Raw genomic sequence first — 10727 nt, 5'->3', positions numbered from 1 at the left:
GCAGCCCTTTGTACCGGCCATTGTAGCATGTTTGCAGCCCTGGACATAAGGGGCATGCTGACTTGACGTCATCCCCACCTTCCTCCGAGTTGACCCCGGCAGTCTCCCACGAGTCCCCGGCATAACCCGCTGGTAACATGGGACAAGGGTTGCGCTCGTTGCGGGACTTAACCCAACATCTCACGACACGAGCTGACGACAGCCATGCACCACCTATCGCAGGCCCTTGCGGACACTGCATCTCTGCAGCTTTTCCTGCGTAGTTCAACCCAGGTAAGGTTCTTCGCGTTGCATCGAATTAAGCAACATGCTCCGCCGCTTGTGCGGGCCCCCGTCAATTCCTTTGAGTTTTAGCCTTGCGGCCGTACTCCCCAGGCGGGGCACTTAATGCGTTAGCTACGGCACGGAACCCGTTGATAAGGCCCCACACCTAGTGCCCAACGTTTACGGCGTGGACTACCAGGGTATCTAATCCTGTTCGCTCCCCACGCTTTCGCTCCTCAGCGTCAGTGCCGGCCCAGACCACCGCCTTCGCCACCGGTGTTCCTCCTGATATCTGCGCATTTCACCGCTACACCAGGAATTCCATGGTCCCCTACCGGACTCAAGTCATAGCAGTATCAGGTGGCCTCTCCGAGTTGAGCCCGGAGATTTCACACCTGACTTGCCAAACCGCCTACGAGCTCTTTACGCCCAATGAATCCGGACAACGCTCGCCCCCTACGTATTACCGCGGCTGCTGGCACGTAGTTGGCCGGGGCTTCTTCTCCAGGTACCGTCATTTTCGTTCCTGTCGAAAGGGGTTTACAACCCGAGGGCCTTCATCCCCCACGCGGCGTTGCTGCGTCAGGCTTTCGCCCATTGCGCAAGATTCCCCACTGCTGCCTCCCGTAGGAGTCTGGGCCGTGTCTCAGTCCCAGTGTGGCTGGTCGTCCTCTCAGACCAGCTAGCCGTCGTCGCCTTGGTAGGCCGTTACCCCACCAACAAGCTGATAGCCCGCGAGCCCCTCCCGAAGCAGTAAACCTTTCCTCATCCGATCATGCGGTCAGATGGGGACACCCGGTATTAGCACCGGTTTCCCGGTGTTATCCCGAACTTCGGGGCAGGTTGCTCACGTGTTACTCACCCGTTCGCCGCTAGGCCTTCCCCGGTGTTGCCACCGGCTGGGCCCCGCTCGACTTGCATGTGTTAAGCACGCCGCCAGCGTTCGTCCTGAGCCAGGATCAAACTCTCCATCGAGATCTGTGGCTGTCCTGGCGGACAGCCGGTAGATCGGAGAGCCGGTCGCAGGGAGACTGACCCCTTTGACCGACTGGCACAGAACAGCCAACGTTAGTTGTCCGTTCAGTGCAAAATTAGAACGGTCACAGCCGAAGCTGTGCCCGCCCGCACTGGCGTCGAGACCGCCGGTGTGCACCGGCCGCCTCGCATGGCTCTCTGTTCCGTTTTCAAGGATCACTGTGCTGCACAGGGCCCGAGGGCCCCGGGGCACACGTCGCCATCAGCGACGGGGGTGCCCTGCTGTCGAGGGTTGCCGGGGCGAGCCCCGCACTTCCTCTTTCCCGGCGGATCTCCCGTCCGGGCCGGCTGCCCCTCGCCGAGCGAGGCTCGGTGTCGAGGTGGCAACCCCTGAACCTTAGCACAGGTCGCTCCATCTCTCAACGGGCAACTTGTGCGTTCGACGGTGACAACCGGTCGCAGCCGGCGTTCATTCCCCGAAGCGGAGCAGATGGTAGGCGCGCTTGCCCCGGCGCACCACCACGAAGGCGCCCGCGAGGAGATCGGCGGGCCTCACTACCCGGTCCGGATCTTCGACCCGCGTGTTGTTCAGGTAGATCCCCCCCTGGGCGATCTCCCGCCGGGCGGCCGATCGTGACGGGCTGACGCCCGTCTGGGCGAGCAGCTCGACCAGGCCCAGGCCGCCCTCCAGCCCCGTCCTGGGCAACACGCTGGAGGGGGCATCGGCGAACACGCCCTCCAGCGCCGGCCCGTCGAGGCCCGCGAGGTCGCCCCCGAAGAGGGCCTGAGCCGCCTGCTCGGCCTGGCTAGCGGCCGCCGCCCCGTGGACCGCGGCGGTCACGTGGCGGGCCAACGCCCGCTGCGGGGCCCTGTCCTGGGGCCGCTCCGCCCCCTCGGCCTCCAGGGTCTCGATCTCGACCGGGCCCAGGTCCGTGAACGTCCTGAGGAGGCGCCCGACGTCGGCGTCGTCGGCCTGGAACCAGAACTGGAACATCTCGTAGGGGGACGTACGGGTGGCGTCCAACCACACGTTGCCCTCGACGCTCTTGCCGAACTTGGTCCCGTCCGACCTCGTCAGGAGCGGCCAGGTGAGCCCGTCCACCGACGCGCCCCGGGCCCGGCGCACGAGATCGACCCCGGCGGTGATGTTGCCCCACTGGTCGCTGCCGCCGATCTGGAGGCGGGTCCCCATCGTGTCGTACAGGTGGAGGTAGTCGAAGGCCTGGAGAAGCATGTAGCTGAACTCGGTGAACGAGATGCCCTGCTCGCGGTCCTCAAGGCGCCGCCGTACGGAGTCCTTGGCCATCATGGCGTTGACCGTGAAGTGCTTGCCGACGTCGCGGAGGAAGTCGGTGAGCGGTTCGGAGCACAGCCAGTCGGCGTTGTCGACCAGGACGGCCCCGCTGGGCCCCGTCCCGAAGTCGAGGAAGCGCTCCAGCTGGCGGCCGATGGCGGCCACGTTGGCCCGCACCTCCTCGACGGGGCGCATGGGCCGCTCGGCCTCCTTGCCGCTGGGGTCGCCGATGAGCGTGGTGCCGCCCCCCAGGAGCACGATGGGGCGGTGGCCGGCCCGCTGGAGGCGCTGGAGCACCAGCACCCCCAGGAGGTTGCCCACGTGCAGGCTGTCGGCGGTGGCGTCGATACCGTGGTAGACGGTGACGGGCGCCGATGCCAGGCGGGCGCCCAGGCCGGCATCGGTCATCTGGGCCACCAGGCCCCGCCACTGCAGGTCGGCGATCACGTCCACACCGGCGGACGGTACCCGCCCGCACGGCCGGTCGTGGGGCCTTTACGCCGTCAGCCTCCGGTACTCCTCGAGCAGCAGGTTGTAGCGCTCGATCGCACCGTTGTGCTCGGCCACCACCTCGTTGTAGGTGGCCACCGCCGCGTTGTAGGCGGCGACGCTGCCCGTCCGGAGCTGGTCGAGGCGGGCACCGAGCTCGGTGAGCCGTTCCCGGGTGGCCGCGATCGACGCCTCGAGGCGGCGCAGCTCGTCCTCCCGGTCACCGATCGTGCGCCGGAAGGCCGACAGCACGGCGGCGCGGTCGAAGTAGGCCGCGTAGTGGGCCTCCAGGGCCAGCGGGAGGTCGGGGAACTCGGTCCCCAGGATCGAGTGGACCTCGTTGAGGCTGTCGTCGTCGGTCTCGGCGTACACCGCCAGCCGGTCCTCCAGCGCGGCGATGGTGTCCCGGGCCACCTGGAGGTCGGCGTCGAGGCGGGCCCGCTGCGCGGCCGTTAGCCCGGCGTAGACCAGGTGGAGCAGCTCGTGGGCCGCGACCACGTACACCAGGTCACGCACCTCGGGTTGCTCGAACGCGCGGACGAACACCCGGTTGCGGACCACGCAGCCGTAGGTGTGGGTGCTGCCGGGACCGGTGGCGCCGTCCGACCGCGCACACGACGTCGCCAGGGTGGACGAGTCCTGGATCTCGGGCCGGGCTCTGAGGAAGACCTCCCGGGCGGCCGTCGTCATACCCGCGCCGGCCACCAGGTCTTCCACGGCCGGGTCGACCGGCTCGGGGGCGGCCTGTACCGGCGGGGCGCTGAGATGGGCGGTGGGCGGCGACGTACACGACGTCAGTGCCAGGCCGACAGCGACCAGGGCGGCCAGGACGGCCGATCCCCGCGGGGATGGGCGCCGGCGGGCGTTCATGGCCAGCAGTGTCGCGCGCCGCTTCGGCCCACCGGTGCCGCTACGGGCCGCCCGACCGGGCCGCGCCGGGGCAGGTGGCTACAGGACTACCTCGCACTGGGCGGTGGCGTCCCCGACCTGGCCGCCGGGAACGCACGTGTCGGTGCCCTGCCCGCCGGCGAGGCGGTCGACGCCCTCACCACCCGAGAGGAGGTCGTCCCCGGCGCCGCCCGAGAGGTCGTCGTTGCCCGGGCCTCCGACCAGGATGTCGTTGCCGTTGCCGCCCGACAACTGATCGTTGCCCTCGCCGCCGCACAGGATGTCGTCGCCGTCGCCCCCGGCCAACATGTCGTTGCCGCCCAGGCCGACGATGATGTCGTCTCCGCCCATCCCGAAGATGCGGTCGTCGCCCGCGGTCCCGTAGATCAGGTCGTTGCCGGCCGTACCCACGGTGATCACGCCGGGCACGGCCACGATGGCCCCGGGCGGCGGCGTAGCCGGCACGGCCGAGCAGATCGCCTCGGGGTCGGTCTCCAATATGGCGGCCATCAGGTCGAGGCGGGGTGTGGTCTCGGTGCCACCCACCATGTCGGTGGCGTAGGTGATGGGCACGCCGGTGGCGATCATGTCGGCCGTCAACTGGGCCGTCGTCCGGGCCGGGAACGCCTGGTTGAGCACGGCGAAGGCCCCGGTCACGTGAGGAGCGGCCATCGAGGTGCCCTGGAAGTTGGAGTAGCCACCCACCACCGAGGACAGGACGCTGACCCCGGGGGCGAAGATGTCCAGCAGCGGGCCCCGGTTGCTGAAGCCAGCGACCGTGTCGTCGTCGTTCGTGGCCCCGACGGTCACCGCGGCCGAGATGCAACCAGGGGCACTGACCTCGTTGAGCTCCCCGTCGTTGCCGGCCGAGATGACGGTGGCAACCCCCAGGCCAGCCAGGGTGGTGACGGCCGGGGCCACCGCGCTGCCGTCGCACGCCGTGGACTGGGTGGCACCGCCCAGGCTGAGGTTCGCGGCCCGGACGTTCCAACCCGGGTTGTTCGTCACCAGGTCGATCAGGTGGTCGAGCCCGGCGATCAGGTCGCTGTTGAAGAAGCGAAGGCACGGGGCGGGGTCGTCGCCGCAGTCCATGGCCCCGTTGCGCCGGTGGAAGACCTGGATGGCGATGATGTCGGCGTCAGGGGCCACGCCCGAGGTCGGGGCACCAGCCAAGCCGAACCCGTCGCCGGCGGCGATGCCGGCGACATGGGTGCCGTGGTTGCACATCTGCACGCCGCCGTTCAAGCAGTTGGCCACCCCGACTATCTCGGCGTCGGCCAGGTCGGTGTCGGTGCCGTTCGGGCACAGGGGAACCCGCTCGTTACCGGCGTCGTCGGTCGAGAAGCAGGCCATCGAGACGATGCGGGTCGTCCCCGGGTTGCCGCCGTTGTTGTCGTCGAAGAACGCGTTGGCGGCGTCGATCCCGGTGTCGAGGATGGCCACCGTGGCCCCCTGGCCCGTGAGCCCGAGGGTGCGGGTGAGATCGGCCCCGATGACCGGCAGGGTGGAGTTGAGCGACGGCTTGCCCACGGCATCCTCGTGGACAGCCAGGACGTTCGGGTTGGCGGCCAACGCCTCGATGGTGGCCGCCGTGCCGCTGAGGGCGACGTTGGGCAGGTGCTTGAAAGTCCGGGTCCTCGAGGCCCCGGCGCTCTCAGCGGCCCCCGCCACTGCGGGGCCATGGGCGGGCCCGTCGAGAGTTGCGATCAGCCGGACCTCTCCTTCGGCTTGAGCCTTCCGGAGCAACTCGACGGGGACCTTCTCGGGCTGGGCCGACGCCACCGGGGTCGCCGTGTACACCGCCGGGGGAGCCAGCAGTGCCATCGCCACCAGGACGGACCGCAACGACTTCTTCATCTATGCCCCCTCCGAACGACAGAACGCGCACCCGCCCCGACCGAGCCCGGGGCCCGCGCTCAAAGTCTCCCCCGTCCCGTCGGGGGAGTCAATGACCCGCCGCCGGGTGACCGGCCCGGCCAGGCGGTGGGTTGTAGACCGGGGCTTGTGCCGGCAGAATGGGCGGAGGTCGTACGGCCCGGCGCCGTCTTCCCCGCCCGGCCGGCCCCAAGGAGGCCTTGCCTATGCGCTTCCCCCGGCTCCAACCCGCCGTCCTGGCACTTGCCTTCCTGGCCGGTCAGGCGTGCACCGGCGGTGCCGCCCAGCGGCCCTCGCCGACCTCGGCGGCCGTGCTCGGCCACCGGGTGATCGTCGAGCTCGCGGGCCAGTGGGCACCGGAAGCAGACCTGGCCCCAGCCGCGCTGGCCGAACAGCGGGCCCGCATCGAGGCCGCCCAGGACGAGGTGGTGGCCGCCTTGGGCGACCAGGGCCGGCTCGACCGTCGCCTGACGCCGACCGCCCAGATGGTCGTGTCGGTCGACGACCAGGGCCTGCTCCGCCTCTCGCGCCATCCTCTGGTCGAGCGGTTCGAGCCCGACGAAGCGGGGCCCGCGGCGGCCACCTCCGGGGCCGCGCCGCCCGTCGCCGACGCCCTCGCCGGCGCCCTGGGCGGGGCCCCGTCCTCGGGCGCACCGGCGACGTCGCCAGGTGCACCCTCGACTGGCCCGGCCACGACCGCCCCGGCTACGCCCACGTCCTCCCCGGTCGCCGGGTCACCACCGAGCACGGTCGCCTCGTCCGGGACGGGGGCCGAACGCCAGCGGGTGATCGTCACGCTGGAAGTGGGTTGGGCCCCCGAGGGCCAGCTGGCGCCCGCCGAACGGGAGGCTCAGCGCCAGAGGGTCGAGAACGCCCAGGACGAGGTGCTGGCGGCCCTCGGGGGTGAGGGCAGCCTCTCGCGCCGCCTGACCTCGACGGCCCAGATGTCCCTCTCGGTGACGGGCGCCGGGCTCGTCATCCTCGGCAACCATCCCCTCGTGGCGTCGACCGCCCCCGACGCAACCGGTGCAGCCACCCCCGGCTGAGCGCAAAGGCGGCCGACCCCCTCGTTGCCAGGCCCGGACGGCCGGGACGGCTGCGGGTGACCCACCGGCGAAATGGTCGGCGAAGGCACAGCGCCGTTCACGGGGACCGGCGGGACAGGCCGGGGGCCCCGGGGACGAAGAACCGCCAGGGCCGGTCGGCGGCCGCGGTGATGCCGACGCGCCCGCTCGTGCCCGGCTGGGCGGGGGGCGGCGTGCCGTCGTCGACCACGGCCACCCCCGACGAAGCGGGCACCAGGTCGGCCCCGTCGAGCAGGCGGTCGATCCCCAGGGCCTGGCACAGCCGGCCGGGACCGGCGCACAGCTCCCGGTCGGAGCGGGCGGCCAGGCGCCTGGCTCTCATCTCGTCCAGCCCGTCGAGCGGCGTGAGGGCCCGGAGCAACACGGCCGTTCCTTCCCCCTCGTCGCCACATACGACGTTGGCGCAGTGGTGCATCCCGTAGGTGAAGTACACATAGAGGAGGCCGGCCCGGCCGAACATGGTGGAGTTGCGGGCCGTTCGGCCCCCGAAGGCGTGGCTGGCCGGGTCGTCGGCCCCGCCGTAGGCCTCGACTTCGACGATGCGCCCGCTCACATTGCCCTTGACCAGGACCTTGTTCAGCAAGGCGGGGGCCAGGGCCAGGGCGTCGCGCCGGTAGAAGCCTGCGGGCAGCGGTGCCGCCCGCCCCGCGCTCACAGCCGGTTGAGGCGCTCCTGGGTGGTGGCCAGGAGGTCGGCGAACCGCTCGAGTTGCACGGCCACGGGCTGGGGCCCGGCCCCGCCGGGCGACGTGCGGCGGCGGACAGACACACCCGGTTCGAGCAGACCGACAGCCTCAGGCCCCAAGGCGGGGTCGGCCATGACCAGCTCGACCAGGGGCACGTGGCGCTGGGCGGCGTCTCGTACCAGGGCGGCCACCTGGCTGTAGGCGGCACGGAACGGCGTACCCACGGCCACCAGGTACTCCACCAGGTCGACGGCGCTGGCGTCGGCCGCGTCGGCTGCAGCCGCCATGCGGTCGGCGTCGAAGCGGGCCGTGGCCAGCAGGCCGGCCATGGCCTCGAGGGCACCGTTGACGGTGGTTACGGCGTCGAACAGGGGCTCCTTGTCCTCTTGGAGGTCGCGGTTGTAGGCCAGCGGCAGGCCCTTGAGGGTAGCCAGGAAGCCGGCCACGTGGCCGATGAGCCGTCCCGCCTTGGCCCGGGCCAGCTCGGCCACGTCGGGGTTCTTCTTCTGGGGAAGCATCGAGCTCCCCGTAGCCCAGGCGTCGTCGAGCTGGAGGAAGCCGAACTCGGCCGTGGCCCACAGCACGACCTCCTCCCCCATCCGGGACAGGTGGACGCCCAGCAGGGCCAGGTCGAACAGGGCCTCGGCCACGAAGTCACGGTCGGACACGGCGTCGAGGGAGTTCTCGAAGGCCGACTCGAAGCCGAGACGTTCGGCCGTGGCCGCCGGGTCCAGCGGGAGCGACGACCCCGCAAGGGCGCCTGCGCCCAGGGGGCTCACGTCGAGCCGGCGCCGGCAGCCGAGGATACGGTCGACGTCGCGGCCCAGGGCCCACCCGTGGGCCAGGAGGTGGTGGGCCAGCAGCACGGGCTGGGCCCGTTGCAGGTGGGTGTACCCGGGCAGGTACACCTCCTCGGCGGCCGCGGCCGTGGCTCGTTCGAGGAGCACGTGTTGCAGGGCCAAGGCCCGGGTGGCCACCTCGGCCAGCGACCGCTTGGCGTAGAGCCGCAGGTCGGTGGCCACCTGGTCGTTGCGGCTGCGGCCGGTGTGCAGCCGGGGCCCGACGTCGCCCGAGATCTCGGTCACCCTCCGCTCGACGGCGGTGTGGATGTCTTCGTCGGTCGGCTGGAAGCGGAACGTCCCCTGGTTGAGCTCCTCCTCGACCTGGGCCAGGGCGGCCATCAGGATCCCGGCCTCGTCGGCGCTGAGCAGGCCGGCGTCGTGGAGGCCGGCGACATGGGCCCGCGAGCCGGCGATGTCGTCGGCCGCCAGCCGGCGGTCGTAGTGCAGGCTGGCGGTGAAGGCCCACAGGGCGTCGGCCGACGACCCGCCCATCCGGGCCCGCCAGAGGGTCACGGCGACCGGCGGGCCTGGCGGGCCGCCCACGTCTCCACGCCCAGGCCCCACAGGCGGACGAAGCCGGCCGCGTCCTGGTGGCGGAAGCTGTCGGATGCGTCGTAAGTGGCCAGGTCGTGGTCGTAGAGGCTGACGGGGCTGCGCCGGCCGGCGGTGAAGGCCCGCCCGGGCTCGAGACGCAGGCGCACCTCTCCGGTCACCCACCTCTGGCTGGACGCCACGAAGGCGTCGATGGCCTCCTTGAGGGGCGAGAACCACAGGCCGTCGTAGACCAGTTCGGCCCACCGCGGCTCCAGCCGGGCCTTCTCATGGTGCAGGTCGCGCTCGACCGTCAGGTCCTCGAGGTCCCGGTGGGCGGTGATCAGGGCCAGCGCGCCCGGGGCCTCGTAGACCTCGCGGCTCTTGATGCCCACCCGGCGGTTCTCGATCATGTCCAGCCGTCCGTAGCCGTAGCTGCCGGCCAGGGCGGTCATCTCGTTCACCAGGTCGGCCAGGGGCAGGGCGCGCCCGTCGAGGGAGACGGGCAACCCCTCCTCGAAGGCGATGACGACCTCGGTGGGCTCGGTCGCCGTCTGGACGGTCATCTCGTAGATGTCGCCCGGGGGCGCGGCCCAGGGGTCCTCCAGGGCGCCACACTCGACGGCCCGGCCCCACAGGTTCTGGTCGATCGAATAGGGGTTGGCCCTGGTCACCGGGACGGGGATCTCGTAGCGCTTGGCGTAGTCGATGGCGTCCTCTCGGGTCATGCCCCAGTCCCGCACCGGCGCCAGGATGTCGAGGTCGGGAGCCAGGGCCCGCACCGACACCTCGAAGCGAACCTGGTCGTTGCCCTTGCCCGTGCAGCCGTGGGCCACCGCCTGGGCGCCGTGGGCCCGGGCCGTTTCGACCAGGTGGCGGGCGATCAGGGGACGCGACAGCGAGGAGACCAACGGGTACTTGCCCTCGTACAGGGCGTTGGCCCAGATGGCGGGGGCGACGAAGTCACGGGCGAACTCGTGGCGGCAGTCGAGCACGATGGCCTCGACCGCCCCCGCGGCCAGGGCGCGTTGGCGGGCCGTCTCGAGGTCACCCCCCTGGCCGACGTCGGCCGCCAGGGCGATGACCTCCACCCCCTGCTCTTCGACCATCCATCGCACCGCGACGGACGTGTCGAGGCCACCGCTGTAGGCCAGGACGACCCGCTTGACCATTTAGCTCATACTCCGTTCATGGGACCGCGCGCGTTCACCGGAGGCGGCCGATGGCGCGGAGCATCGGCCGGTGACAGTAGACCCCGCCCGGGGTTCACAGTCCCGCCAGGGTGCTGAGGCGCCGGGCCACGGCCGCCCCGCCGGCCCTCTCGGTGGCGACCACGAAGACCGTGTCGTCGCCCGCCACCGTACCCAGGATCTCGGCGAGCCCGGCCCGGTCCAGGGCCGAGCCGACCACGTGGGCCGACCCCGGGGGTGTGCGCAGGACGACCAGGTTGAGCGAGTGGGACACCTCGACAACCCAGTCCCCCATCACCCGCTTGAGATGGTCTTCGGGGGCGGGACGGTCACGGGCCTGCTCGGGGATGACGTAAACCAGGTCGCCCCCGGGCAGGCGGGCCTTCACGGCCCCCAGTTCCTCGAGGTCACGCGACACGGTGGCCTGGGTGGCCACCACACCCTCGGCCGCCAGTAGCTCGACCACCTGGCCCTGGCTGGTGACCGGGTGCTGTTCGAGGATGCGGGCCACCCGGTGCTGGCGTTGCGGTTTCGCCAGCCTCACGGCTGGCTCCACATGTCCGAGGGCGCCGCCTCCCGGGCGGCGCGTGCCAGCCTCACGGCTGGCTC

Annotated in this window: 8 protein-coding genes and 1 rRNA gene; 1 reads left to right on the top strand and 8 read right to left on the bottom strand. The window is 71.1% G+C overall.

The features are described from left to right. The 4 genes from AB1673_01050 to AB1673_01035 form a co-directional block, all read right to left on the bottom strand. Nucleotides 1-1239 (bottom strand): 16S ribosomal RNA (locus AB1673_01050); the annotation flags it as partial. Between the two features lie 469 nt (nt 1240-1708). Beyond that, on the bottom strand, nt 1709-2986 hold the full coding sequence (gene tyrS, locus AB1673_01045; GenBank protein ID MEW6152564.1) for a tyrosine--tRNA ligase: 1278 nt from the start codon (nt 2984-2986) through the stop codon (nt 1709-1711). A 42-nt stretch (nt 2987-3028) separates the two neighbouring features. Further along, nucleotides 3029-3892 carry a hypothetical protein gene (locus AB1673_01040; GenBank protein MEW6152563.1) on the bottom strand — a complete coding sequence of 288 codons (864 nt, stop codon included), beginning with the start codon at nt 3890-3892 and terminating at the stop codon, nt 3029-3031. Between the two features lie 78 nt (nt 3893-3970). Then, nucleotides 3971-5767: a S8 family serine peptidase gene (locus AB1673_01035; GenBank protein MEW6152562.1), complete on the bottom strand. Its 1797-nt coding sequence runs from the start codon at nt 5765-5767 to the stop codon at nt 3971-3973. Nucleotides 5768-5991: 224 nt separating this feature from the next. On the opposite strand from AB1673_01035, the gene AB1673_01030 reads away from it, so the two are divergent. Beyond that, entirely contained in the window at nt 5992-6831 is an 840-nt protein-coding gene (locus AB1673_01030) for a hypothetical protein (protein MEW6152561.1), read from the top strand. Nucleotides 6832-6928: 97 nt separating this feature from the next. Here the strand turns inward: AB1673_01030 and AB1673_01025 are convergent, their stop codons facing one another. The 4 genes from AB1673_01025 to argR form a co-directional block, all read right to left on the bottom strand. Next, nucleotides 6929-7525: a DNA-3-methyladenine glycosylase gene (locus tag AB1673_01025; GenBank protein MEW6152560.1), complete on the bottom strand. Its 597-nt coding sequence runs from the start codon at nt 7523-7525 to the stop codon at nt 6929-6931. Next, the gene (gene argH / locus AB1673_01020; protein MEW6152559.1) at nt 7522-8910 is read right to left on the bottom strand and encodes an argininosuccinate lyase; all 1389 of its coding nucleotides are present in this window, start codon (nt 8908-8910) and stop codon (nt 7522-7524) included. The genes AB1673_01025 and argH overlap by 4 nt, the downstream gene beginning before the upstream one ends. Next, nucleotides 8907-10100, bottom strand: a complete 1194-nt coding sequence (locus AB1673_01015; GenBank protein ID MEW6152558.1) for an argininosuccinate synthase — start codon at nt 10098-10100, stop codon at nt 8907-8909. The genes argH and AB1673_01015 overlap by 4 nt, the downstream gene beginning before the upstream one ends. A gap of 94 nt (nt 10101-10194) precedes the next feature. Beyond that, nucleotides 10195-10662: an arginine repressor gene (gene argR, locus AB1673_01010; protein ID MEW6152557.1), complete on the bottom strand. Its 468-nt coding sequence runs from the start codon at nt 10660-10662 to the stop codon at nt 10195-10197. Nucleotides 10663-10727: the final 65 nt, after the last annotated feature.

It is taken from the genome of Actinomycetota bacterium (assembly GCA_040754375.1).
Taxonomy (GTDB): domain Bacteria; phylum Actinomycetota; class Acidimicrobiia; order Acidimicrobiales; family AC-14; genus JBFMCT01.
This window is presented reverse-complemented; position numbering and strand designations above follow the sequence as displayed.

Bases quoted from the DNA above. Each gene is read 5' to 3' on its own strand.
- AB1673_01040 (MEW6152563.1), bottom strand. From the start codon at position 3,892: ATGAACGCCCGCCGGCGCCCATCCCCGCGGGGATCGGCCGTCCTGGCC.
- AB1673_01015 (MEW6152558.1), bottom strand. From the start codon at position 10,100: ATGGTCAAGCGGGTCGTCCTGGCCTACAGCGGTGGCCTCGACACGTCC.
- AB1673_01035 (MEW6152562.1), bottom strand. From the start codon at position 5,767: ATGAAGAAGTCGTTGCGGTCCGTCCTGGTGGCGATGGCACTGCTGGCT.
- AB1673_01030 (MEW6152561.1), top strand. From the start codon at position 5,992: ATGCGCTTCCCCCGGCTCCAACCCGCCGTCCTGGCACTTGCCTTCCTG.